Source organism: Paenibacillus sp. OK076, from assembly GCF_900110055.1.
In the GTDB taxonomy this organism is placed as follows: Bacteria; Bacillota; Bacilli; order Paenibacillales; family Paenibacillaceae; genus Paenibacillus.
The window spans coordinates 2,634,420-2,657,317 of sequence record NZ_FOCH01000001.1; the positions used below are offsets into that span (position 1 = coordinate 2,634,420).

Annotated in this window: 13 protein-coding genes; 2 read left to right on the forward strand and 11 right to left on the reverse strand. The window is 36.4% G+C overall.

From position 1 onward, the window contains the following. Window positions 1–72 precede the first annotated feature (72 nt). Window positions 73–2,739, forward strand: a complete 2,667-nt coding sequence (locus BMY78_RS11720) for a discoidin domain-containing protein (protein ID WP_090898397.1) — start codon at window positions 73–75, stop codon at window positions 2,737–2,739. Between the two features lie 565 nt (window positions 2,740–3,304). On the opposite strand, the gene xerS is transcribed toward BMY78_RS11720, so the two are convergent. The 7 genes from xerS to BMY78_RS11755 all read right to left on the reverse strand — a co-directional run bounded on the left by xerS (window position 3,305) and on the right by BMY78_RS11755 (window position 16,399). Beyond that, a complete protein-coding gene (gene xerS, locus BMY78_RS11725; protein WP_090898400.1) occupies window positions 3,305–4,378 on the reverse strand; it encodes a tyrosine recombinase XerS in 1,074 nt (357 codons plus the stop codon). 157 nt (window positions 4,379–4,535) lie between these two features. Continuing rightward, on the reverse strand, window positions 4,536–6,140 hold the full coding sequence (locus tag BMY78_RS11730) for a protein kinase domain-containing protein (RefSeq protein WP_090898403.1): 1,605 nt from the start codon (window positions 6,138–6,140) through the stop codon (window positions 4,536–4,538). A gap of 91 nt (window positions 6,141–6,231) precedes the next feature. Then, window positions 6,232–7,794: an RNA-directed DNA polymerase gene (locus tag BMY78_RS11735; RefSeq protein WP_218152271.1), complete on the reverse strand. Its 1,563-nt coding sequence runs from the start codon at window positions 7,792–7,794 to the stop codon at window positions 6,232–6,234. An 80-nt stretch (window positions 7,795–7,874) separates the two neighbouring features. Beyond that, on the reverse strand, window positions 7,875–11,408 hold the full coding sequence (locus tag BMY78_RS11740) for a hypothetical protein (RefSeq protein WP_090898405.1): 3,534 nt from the start codon (window positions 11,406–11,408) through the stop codon (window positions 7,875–7,877). A 126-nt stretch (window positions 11,409–11,534) separates the two neighbouring features. Beyond that, window positions 11,535–15,311, reverse strand: a complete 3,777-nt coding sequence (locus BMY78_RS11745; RefSeq protein WP_090898408.1) for a hypothetical protein — start codon at window positions 15,309–15,311, stop codon at window positions 11,535–11,537. A gap of 21 nt (window positions 15,312–15,332) precedes the next feature. Continuing rightward, complete coding sequence (locus BMY78_RS11750) at window positions 15,333–16,028, reverse strand: hypothetical protein (RefSeq protein ID WP_090898410.1); 696 nt, start codon at window positions 16,026–16,028, stop codon at window positions 15,333–15,335. A gap of 8 nt (window positions 16,029–16,036) precedes the next feature. Next, complete coding sequence (locus BMY78_RS11755) at window positions 16,037–16,399, reverse strand: helix-turn-helix domain-containing protein (protein ID WP_063563844.1); 363 nt, start codon at window positions 16,397–16,399, stop codon at window positions 16,037–16,039. Window positions 16,400–16,540: 141 nt separating this feature from the next. On the opposite strand from BMY78_RS11755, the gene BMY78_RS11760 reads away from it, so the two are divergent. After that, complete coding sequence (locus tag BMY78_RS11760; RefSeq protein WP_090898416.1) at window positions 16,541–17,539, forward strand: DGQHR domain-containing protein; 999 nt, start codon at window positions 16,541–16,543, stop codon at window positions 17,537–17,539. A 2-nt stretch (window positions 17,540–17,541) separates the two neighbouring features. Here BMY78_RS11760 and BMY78_RS11765 read toward each other — a convergent pair whose 3' ends face one another. Genes BMY78_RS11765 through BMY78_RS11780 form a run of 4 tightly spaced genes read right to left on the reverse strand, consistent with a single transcriptional unit; the run spans window position 17,542 to window position 22,863 of the window. Further along, entirely contained in the window at window positions 17,542–19,149 is a 1,608-nt protein-coding gene (locus tag BMY78_RS11765) for a hypothetical protein (RefSeq protein WP_090898419.1), read from the reverse strand. Between the two features lie 33 nt (window positions 19,150–19,182). After that, window positions 19,183–20,166: an ATP-binding protein gene (locus BMY78_RS11770; RefSeq protein ID WP_063563841.1), complete on the reverse strand. Its 984-nt coding sequence runs from the start codon at window positions 20,164–20,166 to the stop codon at window positions 19,183–19,185. Window positions 20,167–20,180: 14 nt separating this feature from the next. Next, complete coding sequence (locus tag BMY78_RS11775; protein WP_090898422.1) at window positions 20,181–22,154, reverse strand: hypothetical protein; 1,974 nt, start codon at window positions 22,152–22,154, stop codon at window positions 20,181–20,183. Next, window positions 22,129–22,863 (reverse strand): hypothetical protein, encoded by a 735-nt coding sequence (locus BMY78_RS11780; RefSeq protein WP_090898425.1) that lies wholly within the window; start codon window positions 22,861–22,863, stop codon window positions 22,129–22,131. The genes BMY78_RS11775 and BMY78_RS11780 overlap by 26 nt, the downstream gene beginning before the upstream one ends. Window positions 22,864–22,898 lie beyond the last annotated feature (35 nt).

Consider the following 22,898-nt stretch of genomic DNA (forward strand, 5'->3'; position numbering starts at 1 on the left):
GATCGGAGGTGACTATAGGGTTTCTTGAAACCGCTCACATACTCTGGAATCCAAAAGGAGGAGAACGAAAGCATGCGTAGAAAGTGGCCATTTTTATTGCTGGCATTTACGTTGATCATTGGATTATCTGTACCTGGAATCCAGGAGGTTCGAGCGTCAGAGGGCGACTCACAGCCATCTATTGATCGTGCCGGTGAGAATCTGTCTCTGGGTACGGATGGCAGAAGCAGACTCTATCCAAAAGATTGGTATCCTGGATTTAAAGATGAACAGGGAAGGTTTCTGCATGACTTTTCGTATGCCGGTTATCAGCGCGGGGAAACAGAACTACCTAAAACGGCTAAAAACAAACGGATTGACGTTACCAAATCACCGTATTTTGCCGATCCTTCAGGTGGCCGTGATGCAACACAGGCTATTCAAAAGGCAATTGATGCTGCTGTTGGGTTAGGTGGGGGTGTCGTGTATCTTCCCAAGGGTACATATCAGGTTAACCCTCAGGACGGCAAGGATTATTCACTAAACATTCCTGCAAGTCGTGTAGTCCTGAAAGGTGACGGGATGAACAAGACTCATATCTATAATGCACAGCAAAATATGAAAAACAAGGATATTATCCGGATTGGTAACGGAGATTGGAAGAAAACCGGAATTTCCACGAAACTTCGCAAATCGGTTACAGATCCAACCGTCCTGCTACCCGTTGAAGACACAAGCGGGTTGGCGGTGAATGATTACGTGGTCATTTCATTCGAAACGACGCCAGGTTTCTTACGTGAACTTGGCATGCAAAACAAGTGGTCGTCACGTCTCGGGAAAGTAGAACCGTTATTCTATCGCCAAATTGTAGGCGTAGATCCGGAGAACAAAACGATCACGCTAGACATTCCGACGCGTTATCCAATGAAGCTGCGTGATGATATTACGATTAGTCAGACCGCAGATCCGATTGTGGAGGTAGGGTTGGAAGATTTCTCGATTGCAAACATTCAAAATGCGAAGTCAGGGCTTGGTGAAGATGACTTCAAAGTCGTTGGGACTGCTGGATATGAAGCTGATAATGCCAAAGCAGTCAATGTGATTGCAGTGGCGAACAGCTGGATTCGAAATATTAACACCTATAAACCAGCGGGCAATACAGATTATCATCTGTTATCCAAAGGGATTATTCTGGATCGTACGAAGAACGTCACAGTCGATCATGTAACCATGCAGTACCCGCAGTATCGTGGAGCGAATGGGAACGGTTATTTATATCAATTTATTGGCAATGATAATCTCATTATGAATAGTAAGGCGATAGGAGCTAGACATAGCTTCACATACGCCAACTTCTCTGCGAACGGGAATGTCCTGCAAAGTTCGTATTCTGAGAAGCCATCATTATTGACTGATTTTCATATGTATTTGAGCATGGCGAACCTGATCGATAACCTGGTCGTTAACGGGGACGGGATCTCTGCCATTACACGGGATTATGGATCATCCGAAACGAATCGTCATGGAGTGGTAACCACTGAAAGTGTGTTTTGGAATACAACCGGTCAGGCGGCACACCCTAGTAAATCCGGCATTATTGTAGAATCAGAACAATTCGGGAACGGATATGTCATTGGAACAAAAGGAAAGGACACCGGCGTAAACGTTAATATTGTGGGTTCCATTCCGGATGCGAATACGCTGCCATTTGATATGGCGGAAGGTATTGGACAGGGCGATCGTTTATCCCCGCAAAGTTTATATCAGGACCAGAGCAAGAAACGAATCAAAGATATTCATCTGGGGCTTCAATCCCTGTTAGTGAATGGCGAAGCTATAGGGGGTATGCAGTTCTTAAGAACGGATTACGTTCATATTTTGCCCTATGGCACAACCGAAACGCCGATCATCTCTGCAAAAGCTTATGCCAAGGATGCAAAGGTTAAAATTAAGCAACCGCAAGGAACTAATGGAACTGGAGAGATCACTGTATCCTATCGGGGGCACACCCAGAACGTGCGTGTGAAGTTTAAGGTAGCTGATACACCCGTACTTCCAGAGAATATCTCCATAAGTCCCAATAAAGCAGTACCCGGCTGGAGAGTTGCAGGGAATGCAATCAGCGCAGGCGGAAGCGGAGAATTATCTTCGTTTCTGACATTAGATAATGGGGAGATTGTAAACATTGCAGAATTGAACGTTCCTGTGACGTACACATCGAGTGATGATACGATCGGATATACGGAAGGGACTACATTCCATGCGTTAAAAGCGGGAAAGGTCGACATTATCGTGAGCTGCGTCTTTAATGGCGTAACGGTCGAGGCACGGGAGAAATTTGAAGTCAAAGAGCCTATGGCCGAACCGGAAGGACCGTTCGCTGTTGTAACCAAAGTTACGGCAAGTGCAGATGATGGCAATCTGCCGATCCATACGATCGATCGTGATCCAGACTCCAGATGGTCTGCAGATGGAAAGGGACAATACCTGCAGTTGGAGCTTGAGCAACAGACTCAAGTAGGGCAGGTAAGCATTCAATTCTATAATGGACATACGCGATCCAATTATTTCGATTTGGAGATATCAACTGATGGTATTAATTACCAAAATATATTAAGTAACGTGACCAGTAAAAAACAGGCTGCTTATGAAACATTTGAATTTGAACCGGTTCAGGCAAAATACATTCGTTATGTTGGGCAAGGAAACGAATCCAATACCTGGAACAGCATTATTGAATTTTGGGTGCACGTGAATTAAAAATGACGTAGGATAAAAATCAAAAGAAATTCAGAGAGTCAAATATAATATGCGCTCATTATAAAGCTGGAATGAGTGCATATTATATTTAAGATAACTGAGTTGTGTGATACGACAAATATAATATGCGGGATCACATATTTATCCATACGAAATTAAAAATATCTCGGGGGTTATAAAAAGAAAAAGCCACATTTATCCATGAGATTTAACTGATTGTTTCATTTGAATTATAACAACTGTTTCACAAAACTCGTATTTTGTACATATGTATATCTGATGATTCTAGTCCAAGTCTGAACCATTGGATGCTATGACTTTTGTATATTGACATAAAGTTCCCTACCAAAATGACACAAAGTACCCTACTTTCACGCAATCATGCCCTCAATGGAGTGAATTTCGAACTTGATCTGTTCCTTTAGTAATTTTTCTAGTCTAGTAGGCAACTTTCTGATGTCATTCTCCAGTCTGGTAGGCAACTTCATGTCATTCTCCAGCCTGGTAGGCAACTTTACGTGTCATTCTCCAGCCTGGTGGGTAACTTTATGTCACTCCCTCCGGATTATTTATCCATGTTGTTTACAGCGCTTCTCATTTGATCATCTGTTAAGTGCGTATAAATCATTGTAGTTTGTATTGAAGAATGTCCTAATTGATTCTTTAATTTTGGGACATCATTATTCTCAATATGATAACGTGTGGCAAATGAATGCCTCAAAGAATGAACCGTCAAAGCCGGCTTTCCAAAGGCTGTTGCATATTTCTCAACAAGTTTTTCTATAGAACGTTGTGTTAAACGTCTATTTTTACCTTTGCGTCCTACAGGTGCTGAAATAAACAAAAATCTTTCGTTTTTTTCTGGGGTATATCTTGTTTCCCTTATCTGCAGGTAATTCTCGATATCTAGGGATGCTTGGCTGCTAAAATAAACATATTGCTCTTTTCCCCCTTTTCGGACTACTCTTACAGATGATTTCGTCAGGTCTAAATCCTCAAGATTGATTCCGGAAACTTCCGATAATCTAAGTCCTGATCCTAAGATTAATGAAATTATTGCCGTATCTCGTTCACGATTAAACTGATGGAAATTCATGATACGTTTATTTGTTTTGTTTAATTCGCCATAATCGTATGCTACAAACACTCTAAAAGCTTCAAAATCATTTTCTCTCAGTATTTTCCCTTCCATACGATTCGCGATCGTTTCCTGACTTTCTTTTACTGCATTCAAGTCCATTTTAGCCATAACATTTCGTTGTATATAAGGCTTTAAATCAATTGTTTCGGCTTTATTCTGTAAGTAATCAAATAAGGACTTAAGAGAAGAAAGCTTACGGTTTATTGTTAGCTTATTATTCCCAAGTTGATACTCCAAAAAAGACAAAAAGCTTTCTGTTTCACGTATCGTTAATGTATCTAGAGTGGATAATTCAATTTCTGTTCTTTTTTGAACTGTGGTAAAGTTCTCTGTAATCAGCCAATCAAAAAAGATAATATAATCGTAGCAGTAATTAAGAAGTGTTGAGGTAGAAAGCTTACGCTTCTTACTGTCAATAAATTCAGTAACATACCAAGGTAATTCACTTAACTTATCGTCAATTCGACCCATAAGGTGTAATTTAGCTTGTTTATCCAAAAGCAACCACCCCCAAATGAAATTAACTTCTAAGTAATTATTCGTCAAATTATTATTTTACGTAATTTTAATTTACTTGTAGAAATGGTACAAGTTCTTGTCCTTGGCTTGTCGGAACAAAGAAACACTTGTACCCCTCCCACGCTAAAAAATTTAATCATTCATCGGTCGAGATTTCAAGCAACTGTTTAATTTCGTCGTCATTCAGAATTAACAACTCTTTTATTTCTTTTAAATTGGTATCTTCATGTGGATTGAGATTAGCTATACTCCTAAAAAATTGACTGAGAGTGGGATGAGTATAGATATTTTGAAGCATTTCCATATAGCCTCTGAATTCTTCCATGTTAAAACCAGCATGCCTTCCGTCGTATGTCATATAAATCTCTTGATTATATACCGATCCCTTATGAACTATTAAGAAAACCCCATTGAACCATCGGGACATTTGTTGCTCACTAGTATCCTCTGGGTTGTATGCCACATACTCTCCTTTGGTGTTAATATTTAAATTTTCATAGCATTCCACTTCATTATCACCGTATTCTTCCATTTTCCAATCTTCGATTGACTTCACTACGTCGGGAAAGATTGGTTCAAGTGTGTCGAACTCTAATCGAAAGTAACTAAATCGCGGATCATTATTAGGTAACTCCCACACTAATCTCTTTAATTTAAAAATATGAGGTTCTGTGCCCAAACCAAACGAAAGCTGAATCATGTTTGGTTCTGAAAGCCACGAGGCATGCTCGATATTTAAAAGATCCATTCCTCCCCCCTCATGTAAAAACGTATGGTTAAAATTAGAAATGGCTAGTTTTTGAAGGATTTCAACTACTTTTGTCCCGTCTCGCCATATTACTGTACTTGGCGAAATTTGTTCGATCACAGAACGTTCTACAAATTGCCAGGCACTTCTAGATGCTCTTATTGAATCTCTCGCAATATGCTCCCAATGTTCAATCCGCTCAATAACTTTTGCCATTGTTGGTCTCTTCTCTGGGTTCTCATATGTAGCATCTTGGATAAGTTCATAAAGTTCAACTAAATGTTGTTTTGGATATTTTTGGTTCAACTTATGATTTTCGTGAAAATTAAACTGTCCATCAAATGCAAATTCTTCTTTGGCCAACACCATCCATAGCGTTTTGACAAATGAATACACATCTGCTGGTCGATGATCCTCTATTTCCTTCGGTGTACGCATCTCAGGAGCCATTGTTTTACGGTTCCCCAATGTTTCACCTAAACGTGTCAAGTCTTCTTTCTCAGGAAAGTCGATAAGGCCAAGATCACTAAAGCAGTAGCTACCGTTATAATACAATATATTATCTGGTTTAATATCACGATGGCTGATTCCTCTTGTATGCAGTTCTAATAAAACCTGAGCGAGTTGTTTAAAGATATCTACTAACTCATATATGTCATGTAAATTATTTGTGATATTCTCAAGTGGTGTTGCTACTGGCATGACATAAAAATACTTACCCGTGTTTTGGCATGGAAGTTCGTAATGTATAATTGGAATAATTCCGTGCTGCCCATTTTGACTGAGTTCAAATCCTTTTTGTGCTTCTATCTCAAAGCGTCTCAGCCGCGTCGTTGTAATCTCATCTTTTAATGATCTGATTACTTTTGGTTTTTTAAAATGTGCAATTTTAACAGCTACTTCTTTCTGAGTAGAATCAATGGCTCGAAATACACTCCCATTACCTCCTCCACCCATTCGTTCTTTTTCCATTTTATAATCTAATAAACTCATGAGCCTCTCCTTTATAATTTTATCCGCATTGAACTTTATTGCTTTAGAACTAAAAATAGCCACTAGTTTAGTGTATCAAAGATATCTACAATTAAAAAGGATTAGCCTGAGCCCATTTAACGACTGCTAATTCTAAAGGATCTAGCCTACGTTCGAGAGATCGGAACCAGTGAGTTCGTTCGTCTTTAGGAAGACAACTACCAGCAGCTAGTAACGCTCTTCTCATCCATGGATTAAAATCAAATACAGTTCTTTTACGTGCTCTAAACCAGTGCTCATGATGTGCTCTTCCCATCGAAAGTATTAACTCTCTTTGTGAAAATTGATCTGTAAATTGTCCAAAGAGAGTTGGCAACCTAGTCTCATTGTCCCATTCAGTGTTCTCGGAAAATAGATTCAAAATCCACATGCGATGGAATTCAAGGTGAGAGACAATAGCATCATTCCCTAACAAAGCTAAAAACTTGCTTCCTATTTCACTTCTAGCTGACTCATTTAACGAACGGACACTTTTGGCCATTCGTACAACATCTGTGAAAACCGGATAAAATTTATCTGCGTTATCTAGAACGAAAACTAATTCTGCGGTAGCATCTAACTGTCCCAACCGTCTTAATATAAAACGAGTTAGAGAAATATCAATATCGTCTTTACTTGCTTGTTCTCTTAGGATATCTTCAAGATCCATGTTATCGATCTGTTCCCTTTGCTCAAAGGTCAGGTCTTCCAATACAATGTCACTGTATAGATCTATTCCTGCATCCCTTATGATCATCTCGAAACGTTCTGACAAACTTGAGAGAGTAGCTCGACGTTCAGATCGTAAATGATTTTCTAGAAAGTCTTCTACTCCAATTATTTTGGTCTTGTTTTGTTGAAGTGTAAGACCATGATTCTCAAATAAAATCTCCGCTAGAAATGATAATCGATGATGAGCCTCTCTTTCCGAATTACAGAATATCCTAAAATCATCACAGTATCTTACATATGTTACTCCTTCGGAAAGTAGAGCCTGATCAACATCGTCTAAAGCTATTTCAGCAATAAGTCTGGATGCCGCAATGCCTACAGGAATGCCGTATGAATATCTTTCGTTCCACTGAGATAGCAAACGTTTTAAAATACTAACGTGACTCGCAAGAGATGTAGCATGACTAAGTGCATTTTCTATGCGGTGGCTATACAGTCTTGGGAAGAAATCAGCAATATCTGCTACAATTACATGAGAAAACCCACCTTCATCAGCAATTCGTTCCGCCTTGTGAATAAAAGTATCAAATGTGAAATTTTGATCAAACATTGTTCCATCAGGTTGGGGATTAAATCTGTAAGAATGAACAGTTTCTGAAGTAGTAGGTATGCGTCTATGTTCTAGATCTGTTCCAATTTCATATATGAGTGCACTGTATATTAAAAAGTCAACTGGATCTAACTGGGTTGAAATTCTAAAACCATAACGGTGTTTTGGACTTAGACATCTTCGTAGAGCACGAGTTTGCCATTGAAATAAATCCGTTGTTGAAAGCCAGCTCCTTATGTTTGACCAGTCATGTCTCATTGCATCAAATTCAAAAGCAGATGGAAAAAACTCTACGTAACCGTATTTAGTAGCATGTTCTAGTGCCCAGTCTAAACTTGTGGTACTTAACCTCAAAATAAACACTCCTATCTGCGAATGTAATTACTTACGGATGAAGTAGAAAACAACTATTGGAAAGTTATTAATCTCGAGATCTAAATTTTATCATCTTCTCTACTCATAATTCGGTTTGCTTCTCGAGCATAAAATTCTGCAATACTTTTTAGAGTAACTGCAAACCGCTGAAATCCTGCATTTTCAGTATCTTCGGCTTTACGTGAATACTCATCAGAAAGCTTGAGCTCAGGTTTTGCAGTCGGATCGACCCAATGTGCTCCTCGCGAGTTAAGTACCCCAGATCTAAATCCCCTACGAATAGGATCTGCGTCTTTATCATTCAATGCAATAGCCACAGATTCATTTATCCATAGACCTCCTGCGTCGGGTGGAGAATGGACAAGAACGTGACCAACATTAATTAGTGCAACTTCCATGTGTCCTGAGTCTGAACAAATTTCTTTGACACGCTTAAGCCATTTTAAGAAGAATTCATCGTCAAAATCTCCATTTTTGCGACTGCCTGGGGGGATTCGCCAACCATGAAGTAATTTCCAAGCATTTGAAGCAATTGATTGCGATTCTTCGTTTGAATCGACTAATGATTCACTCTTTTTAGAACGATATATCTTACGGATAAGCTCACAAAAGAACTCAGGATCTTCTGAAATATGATACTCCAGTAGTTTGGGAGCAACTTTATTACCGCCTCGATTCAGTAGAGGCAAATAGCCCCATTCAATGTGAAAAAGATCCACTAATTTAACTTCTGGAGATTGATGCAGTATTTTAATTAGTCCTACGATCATACTAGGCTTTATGACATAGCTTGGCTCAGATGAGGATAAACCTGCTTCCAGTGCTTGCAAGCATTGTTTGATATTCAAATTATGCTTCCGGTGTTGGACCACGTTAAGACAATGAATTGCAGCAAAAGGCCTTCCATATTCAATTAGTTTGTTTATTGCAAATGTTAGATCGCATTCTTTCTGATGGGGATTCACATCTGTTTTTGTCCAATATTCATACTCGTTTTCCATTAACCACTTGGCAACACGATCCCAAGTCTCATTACTGAAAGGTAGATAACAAAGAAATCGATTGATTTTTTCTACACTCCAGTTTGCTTTGTGCATCTGGTCTACCCAAGACCAACCGTTTCTAGCATAACGTGACCAGATGTAACCTCTCATCAAAGATATATGATTTTCATCTTCAGATTCTAAATAGTTTGAGAATAAAATTTCATCATTGTTTTCACTTGCTACAGCCCCAAGGCTTATACCTACGTAATAGGGAGATTGCACCCTATATGAAAATTCAATTACTCCATAAATGTCAGTCATTTCTAAGATTTGTATTATTGCTTGTTGACGCTTCACTTCAAGTTGTTTGCTGTTTTCTTCCCAATTCTCCAGATCATCATATAAATCAGGATCATATTCACCGAATAGTCTCTGATGTAAGAGTATTGGATTTTTAGGAATCATATTTGTTGTAACTTTTTCAAGAAGCTTTATCAGTTCATCATCTAAGGCCCATTCTGCTTCAGAGAAACTACGATGTTTTGAGATGAGATTCATAAGTTTATTCCATATAAAAAATCTTTCTTCTTCAGGCTGTTCAATAACTTTCTCGGAGGACAATATTTCAAGTAGCAAATTAAATGAAGTACGTGGAAGTTCATCGATGTGATCAATAAGCTGATTTAACAATATTGTGTTCTTACTAGCAAGAGAGATGGCCAGATCAGAATAAAACTCTACCTGTTCCCAATATTCACTTTGGGAAGTCTCTTCTCTCCATTGCTCAGGTATACTGTCACGCCACAACGGTTTGTGCGACCCCATTGAAGTCTGCTTCTGATTTGGAAGCAGACTGATTAGTAATTTCCATGCAACTTTGGGCAGCTCTTTGGTTAACGTTTTAACAGCAACTTTACGTTTTTGTATCGGTGCAACAGTCTGTGGAAGCCAAGGCAGTAAAATTGTTGTAAGTGAATTGGCTGGACGATTGGACCATGTTCCACCAGGGTCAAGGCTGGCTAGTTCACCAAGTATTACACATACTCTCACTAAATATTGTTCTTCCCAAGCTAAAGATTCAAGCGCCCATAACAATCCAGTCAAATAATTCCCACCTGTAACTCCACTACCCTCTTGTGAAAATAGTTCAACAAATGGGCAATATTCTGAGTGCAATGCTTGTTCAACCGTAAACAAGAACTCTTCTGGAGCAGCCTCTGCTAAAACTGGGAGTAATTTATTTAAGCTCCCCCAAAGCTTCCAGTCTGCTCCCTCAAATATCCCGCGGATAGCATGTATGGTTACCGTTTCAGGCAAACCCTCAGAACAATTAATTAAATCTTCTCCTCGGGTACCTAAGAGTGCTAAAGATTGGGCTAATCCATTTCTGATATATGAAGAGTATGTTAACTTTTTCCCATAAACTCCTGCTGCAAATCGTTCTTCTGAAGGAAGTTCAAAAGAAGGATCTGGTTCAGAGAGTACTGATATGATTAAACCTTTTAGATGGTTCAGATTCTGGTCAAAAATACGAGGACTTAGTATCGACCATAGATCAGTTCGATTTTTTGTTTTCCAAACCCCATTACTGAGTGAGAGAGGACTCTCATTTTGCAAAAGCATCTCTCTTGCTTGAAGTAGCCAATTTGGATGATCTTTCTCTAATAAAATATTTAAAATTCTCATGTCAGTTTCATTGTTTTCTTCCCACATCCCTATTAAGTTAATTAAAGCAAGTGTGGATGCTTCATTAAAATTAAACCAATCTGCTTTTCTATTTTCAGACTTTATCAATAGCTTGTCAGGTATATGAGATACATTTGAAAGTTGAAATAGTTCTTTTAAATCGTCTGGAAGCTTTTCAAATGTAATGGTTCCAGCATTCTGATTCCATGTTTGTACAATATCTACAATGCGAGGCCAAACCCAATGAGGATATTGTTTATCAAATTGTGCGATATGTGAATGCAAAAGTGATAACACAATTCCCTCTTCTTCTCCGAGATCATAAGCTAAAACATAAAAATGATTTAAGAATGAATAAAAATCATCATCTGAAATATCGGTGTTATTATTGGCCAACTTCAAATGGTGTCTCAGAACATCTAATTTGATTTTGCTTTTAGACGGACTAAAGTTAGATTGTGTTACGTTCCTTTTAAACTCCTCTAAGTCTTTGGTGTGTTTTGCCTGATTTAATATCCATCGAACATTATGTGAATCAGTAGCATTTAATGGACCAGTAATAAGAACAATAACATCCTTTTCTTTGGAAAAGATATTGGAATTATTAAAATCGTTCCAGGCAGCTTGCATTACTTCTGAGAGCATACTGTCTCCATAGGTAATTCCAATTTTATGTTTAATCTGTGCAAGCATCTTAGCTTTTCTCTTGGAAATAGGTTCTTCAACAATAACAATTAAGTCATCAGTATTAAATCCATCAATTCTACCTTGAAGCTTTATTCCGATTACCGGCCATTGCGGTAAACAAGGTACTATTCCCCCAGTAAGCATCAATGTAACAAAAGAAGCTTGGACATGAGCCTCAAAGTGTACTCCTCCGCCCCCGGTTGAAAATGGATTGCTCAGTTGTTTATCTTTCATAAAGATCAATCCTTATCAAAAAATATTTCCCCTACATAGAGATCTGAATTAGATCATTTTAAAAACTTGTTTTTTTCTAAGCATTAGAATGGTTATATCTTTGATATTCCACTGGGTATCTAATTGTCACTCAAAACGCTCATTTTGATTCTGTTCTTGAGCTTGCTCCCAATTACGAATCCGATTAATTTCTTTTTTTAAAATCGGCTCTTTATTCTTAGCCCACTCTACAACAATTGGATTCTCGTATTTCAATAAGCTTTCTAATAATGGAAGACGTTTTAACATTACATCAGCCAGTGAGTCTGACCAATGATTTGGATGAAAAACATGCATTAATTGTTCTAGAATTACGGTCGGTTCAAAATAATTATCTATCAAATACTTTGCTATTGATGTCCATTCTATTTGCTGCGATGGAGATGTGTTTTGATAAGCATCAATGATGGATGCCATTAAAGGGTATCGCTCAGTTTTCTTTACATCACACCAATTGATTATCAGCTCATCAGATATCAAATTTAGTGGGTTAAGGTTTAATTGCCCACTAAATATGTGAGCAATTCTATAATCCATCTCTTCTGTGTCCCTTACAAACACTTCTAAAAACTCAAGCGGTTGAACCTCCACCAAAGACAAAAAAACATGATCAAGATCAGAAAAAAACACATTATCTTCTGTGATTGAAGAATATAGCTTAGTAGCAATACGTTTAGCGTTACGTGTAGATTCCACTTTTCTAAAACAGATCTTGATTATTTCAGACACAAAATGATGATTCTCAAATGAACGTTGAGTAAAATCATAATTTAAAACCAATTCTTGCCCTAAACTGATGATATCCTGGCTTAAGTCCTTGTTATCTCTGAAAATTCGCATATAAAATAATTCTATAGCTACAGCTAATCCATCTTCTTTTGAACTTATAAGACGTATTAATTCGAAGAACTTTTCATTAAAGTCTATATCATGAGTTTCTATTAGAGCTAAACTTCCGAAAGACGAAATCGGTGCTTTTCCGAGCTGAAGAGACCTCTTCAGACGATCTAAACCATCAGTATCTATTACAACGGACTGAAGCGATGGAAAGACTTCTGAAAGCAATTCGTGATCGATTGCTTCATCCAAGATTTCTTCAGCAGAACTTTTATCAGTTAATACAAGATAATATAAGAACCCTTGTAGTAAATGATACTTTCGGTTTGAGGGTGTAATTTCACTCAGTTTCTCTACCATGTGAGTCCATAATCTTTTTGCATCACTGGCTCCTTGGGCCAATCCTTGTCCTAAATCATATATATTTCTGTTATTAGTACTCAGGAGATGTATTAATAAAGAGTTAAGGATATCTTCTTGGTAACAAAGCTTGTGTCCGAGCTCATATGAAAGAGTTTTAACCTTAGTAAATGCTTCTTCAGTTTCGAATATATCATTGGGGTATCCCTGACCCTGTAAGGTTAACAGCATTACTTCATCATATAAGCATCTGGGTTCCAACAATGTATATAACGAGTCAAGTCGTGTTGAAACTTCATCTGACATTCTATCAGAATCATACCTTTTAGTTTTTTTAACTGCATACCAAGCTTCATACCATGTTTCTTTAGCAGCCAAAATTCGTTTTACAGCAGATTCTAACACCTCATAGACTTTTGCTCTAGTCCAAAGCCCTCTGAATTTGTTACATAAAACTACCTTTATCTCATTTGCAAATGGCTTATCCGATATACCAATTGTCACAGCATATTCAATAAACGTTCCATACCAAGTTTGGATTTCTTCTTTGGATTTTGGATAGTACCCGTAATCTCGCACGTGAGCACCGAAGTTAAAGCTATTAATAGCTGAAAAATTTAAGGCTTCTAGTGATGCATCTAAGAGGTATATTCCAAGTTTAACTTCATTATCAAGATCTGATTCTATGAGGCAGGATATAATCCTAAGCCTTTGCTCAACAGAAGCGTGCGTTCCTGAAAGATAGATATAGAAAAGAGATTTTAGTGTAGTACGTATTGAATTGTGGTTTTCGTTAACATTTTCTGTTAGAGCAAAGTTACAGAGCAACCTAGTAGATCTTTCAAATAAGTCGCTGTCATATGCTAGGGATCTCAATAAATTTGTGTAGTAATAGAAATCAGAATTTTCACGCGAGAAAAATATCGATTCATTATCTTGCTCATTAATTTCCTCCAACCGTGAAAGTACTAACTGAGGATGAAGAGGAGCTACGTTTCGAAGGATATTAAGAGTATCCTTATTGAGCTTTCGAAAATCCTCTAATAGACCACCGCTTGAAAGCCAATCCTTAGATATCTCTTGAGCTAATTGACTATTGTGGAGATATCCAAGCCTTCTTGAAAACGATTGTAATAATCTCGGATTAGCATGTACTTCAAATGTACTTCTAATCAATTGTTTAGGAAGATTCTCCAGCGCATTTTGAGCCAGTTTGTTAGCTATGGCATGTGGTAATACAGCTCTCCAAGAGCTTCGTTGCTGTACAAGATCTCTCCTCTTTAGTTCAGCTATGTTCTGATAAAGCTCTAATACACTCATTCCAGACAACTCGGCTAGTAAGGTTATTTCGATACTGTTTGGCCCAACAGTATCAATACTGAACGAATATACAAGTGAACAGATTTCAGCTGCTTTGAGTAATTTGGAGTCAGTATTATTTCGTTGTATGAATAATCTATTGAACAATTCTGCATCCCTGAGATGAGAGATATTATCTCCTATACTGATTGTTCTAGCTATTGCAATGGCAACACGTGCATTTCCACCAGAAATTTTTGCTATTTGTCTTACGGTTACGCTATTTATGTGTTTAAATCTTCTACTGATTACTTTCTCAATTATCTCAGTTGATGAAGGTTCTAATCGGAAAACCGCTGTTTGTTCGGGATGATCATCCCTGACATCATACTCAATTGTGAGTAAACTTATGTAATTATCATTGGCATATAACTTAGTTAAATGATTATGAAGATCAGGAGGACAATTATCTACGATCAGTATTCCTCTTTTTCTAAGTGTTTTAAGTCTTGCAGCAAAAGATCTAGGGTCGGGAATCGGAGCATCACCTAGATCAGTGTAAAAAGCCAACGAATTATTGAGAGCTTCTTCACCAATTCGTTTATCAAATAACGCTTGAACTAAGCGTGTTTTTCCCACTCCTGATAATCCGATTAGACGAACAGAAGAACCCGGTCGCCCTAATATGGTTCTCAATTCATGAATACCTTGTAGCAGATCCATACTCTCTGTAGAAACACTTGAAGAGTTAGACAGACGAGACGTACCATCCAATAAATATTCTTCTTCTGTGCTCTCAGTATGGTTTGCCCAGTTACTGAATGCTTGCCATCCTTGTATTGGTTGACCAATCTTGTCTCTAACCCATAGAACAATAGCAGGGTGACTTCTCACCCAACTTGCAACCCGCTCACGATCATAAAAATCCACTTTCAATTGAGAAGCATTATTGTAATCCGATATGGCTTCCAGCATAGCTAATTTTCTACTTTTTAATGAAGAGTCTGAAGTTGATCCCTGGCTACTGATTATTATGTAAGCACCGTTATTATCGGCCAAATCTTTTATCACTTGTCTTAGTATCTTGTTAGGACGCATTTCTAGTAAAATTTCACTCCGAGGCATATCAGGTTTCTTCACTTGGAATGCTGTATGTGGTCTTGGAATGAAGCCATCGTTCATTAGTAAAGAATTTGCCTCAACGCGTACATCTATTCCACCATCTTTGGCATTTTGATTACCTCCCCAGGTCACACCTGAGGTCTGGAGTTGCATTGATGATAAGTCAGCTTCACAAAGTAGTCCAATTAAGGATCTCAAATCAGAATCATTAAGTTGAGCGATCTCATCACCCGTTATTTCAAGCATAATCATGCCCCCTATTTGTTGCTAACTTTCTATTGTAATTAGAATATCGTCCAAAATAGAAATCAGATTGTTACGTTGCCCTACTTTCTTATAAACAATAATTTCAGTGAATTCTTCGAAAAGGTTTTTTGAATATGTTATAGCTGTTACTATAAATATGGATATAGTTAAAACACCGAAGAATATAGCAAATTGCCCCTCGGTAGATTGATAGATATTCATTCCATAAATATGTTTCAGAAGATAATTTAAGTTTGGTGCAAGAACTGCTATTAATATACTTGGTGCAATAAGTGCCGGCATTTTGTCTTTACTATTGTCTGTCTTATATGAGTCCATCAAACGTTCAATTTTCCATTTTGAATAGAGGTTATGCTCTATTAGATATTCTGTAATAAGGTGAACCTGAACTTCATGAAAACCGTCGATCCACTTACCTTTTTCTGTTTTAACAGAAAACTCTCTATTAAGTATAATCCGAGATTTATTATTAAACTGTTTATGTATACAAACAAATAACACAAAGAAAACAGTCGCAGATATGATCGTAATCAAAGTCCAATTCTCGGTTAATAACAGTATTAGTAAAAAAATTGAGATTGGCACGGTTAAAATACATGTGATCATATATCCCCAAAATAAAAATGGCATATTCTTGTAAATAAGCACACGTGCCCTCACTTTATTCGTGTAATAATCAAGTAATCTGTTTTTCATTTGATCCTCTATTTCTTTGAAGTTTTTAAATTATCGATTGTTTTGAGTATGTCATTCACAAAACTCTCAACTATCTTAATTTCTTCAATGTCTCTATTTACAAGAAGTTCGTTCATTCTATCTAGAATTTCGTGTGCTTCCTTGTTGAACGAATCATTGACATAATTACGAAATAGCTCTTCTGGTGTAATATTTAAAGCTTCGAGAAGTTTTTGCAAGGTATCTAATGATATGTTCCTCTCTCCTTTCTCAATCCCACCAATATAAGGCTGTGGAAGATCTACTTGTTCCCCTAAATTAGCTTGGGTCAATCCTTTTGATTTCCTCAAAGATTTTATTCGTTCGCCTACAAAAGCATTAATTTTTATCATAAGCACAATCACCTCTCTTTTAAGAGTAGGTGTACTTGTGCATGAAATAAATATACTTGTACTATATATTACCATTAGAAATTATATAATATAAGATATATATTTTACTGAGAAAAATATATATTTAAGGGAGTGAATCTAATGAGACAATTACCTCATCAAATAGTTATAGAAAATGTAGTACAAACAAAAATGAGGGGGAAAATCACTTATCAAAGCTCGTTTCCAACCTCCATTGCTATGAATCTAACTTATGTTAAGCCATTCAACGACCCCTCCGGGAAAGGATATCAACGGCCAGTAGATCCAAAGCGTGTTGATGAATTTGCATTATATCTTTCCAGAGGCGAAAACGCATTATTCACACCAATTTTATTGAATGCAGCTGGTATGTGGGAGTTTACAGCTTATGATTCTACTAGACCAATGTTCGGTAGGTTATTTTGTAAGAGTAAAGCATCTTTAATGGATGGACAGCATCGACTTGGTGGGATTAAACGTTATATCGAAGAAACTCAATCAGAACTTAATGTTCCTTTCATGGCATTTCATTTTTTAGATGACGATGAAGAAATTCAACTCTTCGATATTATTAATACAAAAGCCAAAGGAATTGGAACCTCTTTAAGCAAATTCCTGAAAAGAGAATCAGATGAATTAAGTTGGCAAGCTACTGAGCTATTAATATTAAAAGACAGTCCTTTCTATCACATTGGTAGCATCACGGGTAAACGCAGTAAAGGAAGGCATATTACTCTTCAAAATCTTTATCGCATGTTAAAATACTTTTTTAAAGACACTGAGACTACAAAACTATCAAAACATGAAAAGGTGGATCTTGTACTTGGATTTTTCAATATAATGCGTCAAGAATATCCTCATGAATGGATGAACTATAAAGAATACAAACTTACTCATATTGTATGTTTGGACGCGTTAGCAATGGCTGCATCCAAAGCGTTGTCTAACTGTAAGAAAGAAAACTCAACACAAATAGACCATCAAAAGTTTATCAAGTCAGTAAAGCGCCTGAAAAAGATTGACTGGTCTGTTAGTGGACCTTTCAAATATTTAAAAGGTATCTCTAGTTCAAAAACATTAGCTTCGGAGTTAATTGAAATTATGGAATTAGAGAACTAATCCTAAATGTGGCTTCTATCTCTATTTAACGCAAGTTGCATAGGATGAAATGATTCTTCGTTGGATGTTCTTCTCTTTGATCTTATTGTAGGATAAGGACATATCAATTCATTTTCAGAAAAATAATGATTAAGGTTGTTTTGGTCCCAGAACTTCTGGACTTTATCGGAGAGCTTACCTGGAAAAGAAAAGGCCAATATTGTTTCCTTCAGAGTTAAATCTTTATTCTCAATTATCTTATCAACTGAATCGGTGAGATACAATTTGAAAAGATGTAAAAATAAATAACTATAGGTGTGTGAAATTAACCAACTGATATATGAGTAATTGCTTTTTTTTGTAGGAAATTTAGCTAAATAAGAATTCATAATGTCGAATATTGGGTCTTCGTCTAAATAACCTAAAAATGAAACATTCTCTGAACAAAAACTGGTTCGGCTATAAGGGATTGCGTCTACATCATAAAAATGTACAATCTTCATTATCTTTTGTTTCCACTTAACATATGCAGATGCATAAGGGCAGATAGGAATATCCATTCCTTCCTTTGTTTTTATAACGGAGGTATAACGTTTAATACAACTTTTATGCTTTTTCAAAATAGTTCTTCTTAAATGTTTCGCAACTGAACTAAACATTGAATTTCTTATAATTTGAAACTCGCTCATAACAATATTTTGATGATTTGAAAAAAAAGTGATATGATTTTTTGCTGTGTTAATGTTTTCGAATTCTCTGTTGTTTTTTCTAATGTATTTCCCTTTTAAGTACGGAATGTTATTTATCCTTTTAAGATGATCTGAGGTCTCCACGCTATAATGATCGGGAGTTGTATCCCTCTCGATGTAATTTAGATAAAACTTTAATAATTGGGGTGTCTCATTAATTGAGGTGTGAGGGTATAGATATACTGAGCTCAGGTTACTTTTCTGCAGCTGATTTAGACTTAGCCATTGTATAGCAAGTTTATCTGACAAATCGTTACTTCTGTACGCCTTCCAATGTGTATTAAGGGATACGCCCCTGTTGAATTTTTTGTATTGATGACTACACATACACGTTAATGTTGATTCAAAATAAGTTTGATCTTTAAATAGTTCATATGGATATTTGGCTGAACAATTGGGACATTGATCATACAATGGTTTCTGATGAAAAGGACATTGTTGAAAAAGACCAAATTGATGCAATATACTATGGTAACCGTCAATTAGGCATTCACAACAAAAAGTTAAAGACTTTCTCCAATACCAATTTCCTGAGAAAATTTCCTGCATTTCTCTCATTCCGCCATCATTCAAAAATCCAGATATGTTTTTAATTACATCAGAATTATACTTTTTTAATGAGAATCCTAAAATGTTTATAAATCTATTATCATCAAAACTGGGCATTGAATACAAATTATGATTTCTTGCACCAACAATAGTCTTTTTTTTGATTGTCTCTGAAGTCCCAAACAAATGAAAATAGTCTCGTTTATTAAGTAAGTTAGTGAATTGAATTTTTTGAAAAATAGACCAGGGAGATTCAAACTCAGATATCCAATCTGTATTCCAAGTAATTGAACCATCTGGCTTTGATAAGTAAACCTTTAGTTCAGGAATCATTTTTAACCACCTTTTCAAATCGAACTGATATATCTAAATTAAGTCGTTGTATAGCTCATTTTCGATATAACCCGACTTACCTAATGAGTCTAACCAATGGCTAGACGTCAAATGGTCAACATTTTTACCTAAGACACCGTATTTTTTAAAAGCATATTCTATAGTAAGCGTTAAATATTGCATCGGTATCTCTAAAGGTTTAGTAATTCCTTTTTCTTTTCTAATATTGGATATAGTAGAAAATAGCTCCTCTGTGGATGATTCTAAACGAAATCCTTGCTCATATGCTTCCGGAAAGAAGAATCTAGTGTAGGACCAACCACTATTTGTAGGGTATTCAGATAAAGAGTCATAACCGACTAAACAGGTTTGTAGCTCATCTTTTGTTCTTACGCCTGAGAATTTGTACTCATGAACCATAAAGCGACCAACAATTTGTCCCATTTTTGAAGCAATAAAACCTGATCTAACATGCTTTAATTCTTCTTGGCCAACTAAGATAACTGTCATGCTAATTCCGAATTCTTTCAAATAATTATAAATATCCATTAAAATATTGTATTGAACTGGAACAAGACGCTGGGCATCATCAATAAATAGAATTAACCTTTTACTTCCTGAACTCTCGATTATCTCTTGAAGATATTTTTTTAATCTTTCAGCTTTCATAGTTTTTCTTCCTGAGAAAGGGATTCCGTGTCCAAACTGTACCAATAATTCTTCATAGAAAGTGGTTTCATTAATTCTTGAATTTTGCTCACATTTAAATTTTAGAATAGGAAGCTTCTCACCAAAATCTATTGGTAGTTCCTTTGTTAAGTAGTCGATAGCCCAAGTCTTACCTAATCTAGGTCTGCCATAGGCTATTCCGCCTGGTGCTCGGTTTTCAATCCATTGCTTAATATTTTTGTACATTCTTCTCACTTCTTTAGTGCCTATGAAGTAAATTCCAGTTTCGATGGGATGAGTCTTTGGGGGTACATATGGCCTGTTTATATCTGAAACATCGATATTCATCAGAAATCTTCCTTTCAAAAGTTGTAAGTTCGAAAAATTCGATCATCGTCATCGTCTTCTTCAATAAATAAACTGTTTACATCCCCTGTTGACTGGACATCTGGAGCAAAGAATTGCTCTTCTTCTTTTTCATGCTTATTTGTAGATGCTGCTTCGGCTTTGTTTAGTTCCCTTTGTAATTGTGCGATATGATTTCGTTCTCTCTTTCCAGTCTTAGCTTTAGATGCTTTATACTCATAGTAGATTTGAAATGGATCTTGATAAGTAGTAAAGAATATTTTCCTTTCATTCTTTAATTTATTTATAGCCTTCCTTGTTCGTAATGAATGAGGTGTTATCCCCCAAATGCCATATGCAGTAAGGTATCCAAACTCACTACCATCACTCAAAAATACTTTTACTGTTCGTATATCATCAACGTTTACCACAATTGTTAATTCCGTGCCGATCAGGTGAGGACTATTACTAAGAATATCGCTTTGATATCGAACCCCTTCATAATTTATGAATGGTCGTTTTCCTTTTTCTATATTCCCACTCACTCTTCTTTTAGTTTGAATCATAAAAAAAATGGCGTCTTTTCTTTTTTCTGGTTCAAGTACTCTTGGTTCCATCCCTCTTTCAATTCGTTGTTTCATCAATTGAAGAGGAGAAAAGTTTCTAATTCCACTATGGGGAATACCATTATAATCAGAAACTAGAATATGAGTTAGCTCCTCTAGTTCTGATAAAGAAATATCAAACTTTTTTGCTTGTTGTTCTGGATTTTTACGAAGAGGATCAGAAGGATTGCTTCCAGTGGTACTCACTAATTTATGGTATCCAAGCACTTCAAGGGAACGGAATAATCTTTCAATAATGCCTCTTACTTCTGGAGCCTCGACCGGCCCAGGCTTTAGAGTACAACGAACTACTTCATAAAGACGATCGGTTACGATATTTGATAAATTTGCTTTACCGTTGTCATAGCTGAATTCATCCCAAAGAGCCCATGCCGTTTCTGGAATTTCAGCCGAAGGTATACCACCTTTAGGATCATAATCGATACCAGGTATCGAGAATTTTCTTTTTTCATAAGGGGTTACTGTATTGCGAATACAATGCAAAACATCGTCTTTGTTATATTCTTTATTTACACAGAGGTGATGACCTAATATTGCTCGAGTTGCTACATCAACTATTACAAGAAGCCATACCCGCTCCACAACTTCTGTAAATAAGTCTCCTTCAGGGGTTTTAAATGTGATAGTAAACATCGCATCAATCTTATGCCCATCAAACTGAACGCGTTGAAAAGGCTTTTGTAATATCAATTCATGTTTTGGAGATGTTCCCATCCGTGATTGCCTGGCTGCTTCAATTCCGTAACGCTTTGCACCTTCTGAAAAATGATTATTCTCAATTTTTTTAAAGAAACGGTATAATGATCGATATCCTTTATCATTTGTATTAAACGGATAGTCATGTATTCCTATACCATTCTTTTTGCACAAACTTAGGAATAATCTATGGATCCCATCAGTCGAGATTGTGGGCATTGTAGAATTTTTTCCTTTTCGTCTTAAATATGCTGAAGTGATCTTCTCTCTAATTTCTGGATATTGTTCAAGGAGTTGATTGAAGGCCCCACTTAATTTGGGCTGTTCCTGTTGTGGGAGAAAAGTTGTGGTTGCACTTCTATCATACTTTTTGGTTCTCTTATGAGGGATTAATGCTCTAAATCCCCAGATAGCTTCAGTTATTGGATCAAATTCTAAACACTTCTTTATGAAAATAATTAATTCTTTTTTACTTACGCCTGTTTGTTCTGTGATTTTTTCTAAAGTTACTTCTTCGTGAAGCATGTATAGGTTCACTGCAGCTTCTCGTTTTTTGAATATCTCTCTATCTTCAGGTTGAAGTTGCATGATATTAACAATTGGCCATTTTGAGATGTCTTTATGTTTCGGATCAATATTTATACTATCTAAGATACGTCTTCTCGACATTCAACTGCACCTCCGTCAATCCACAGAGTAAATCCTGTTCTTTATTAAAAGTAAGTATCTCATGGAGGATTAATGCAAATATAGAATTCCTAATTATGACAGGATGATATTTAGATTGAATAGATTTTTCTAAATCACGAATTGTCATAGGGCCGTTAAAAGCTGATCTATAAATCAGCTCATATACTTCTGGTTTTATTTCAGAAAGTGGAGTGAAAAATGGAATCAACGTTTTTTTATTTGTAATAATAGTGGGATTTTGTCGTATATCTTCTTCTGTTAGAACACAATGTGTCTTGTTATTATCTGCGCACCATATTTTTTGAGCATACATTTCATTAATTGCTTGTTCGCTTGAACGTTTGTTATCCGGATCTATTTCATAGGAGTAACGTATAAACACAAACTTTTCTTCACTTTCTGATTTAATCCACATATCAAAAACTGTTTCGACAACTTTACCTGCAATAGATACATTTATTTTCAACGGTCTTTCACAGTAACTCATTACGGAAATATCGGATTCCGTCAGAACCCAGTGATCATATTGAAGTGAATTGTATAGTCTAACCTCTCTATTTAACCTTCTACTAAATACAAAAAATCTATTCCTACCCATTTCATTTTTTATCTTATTAATCGGTGAATACAAGTGCAACAATCCTCCAAAATTTGTATTTTGAGCACTATATTTTATATTCAACCTCATATACTGTACTCCTTTGTCTATAAAACACTTTTTTT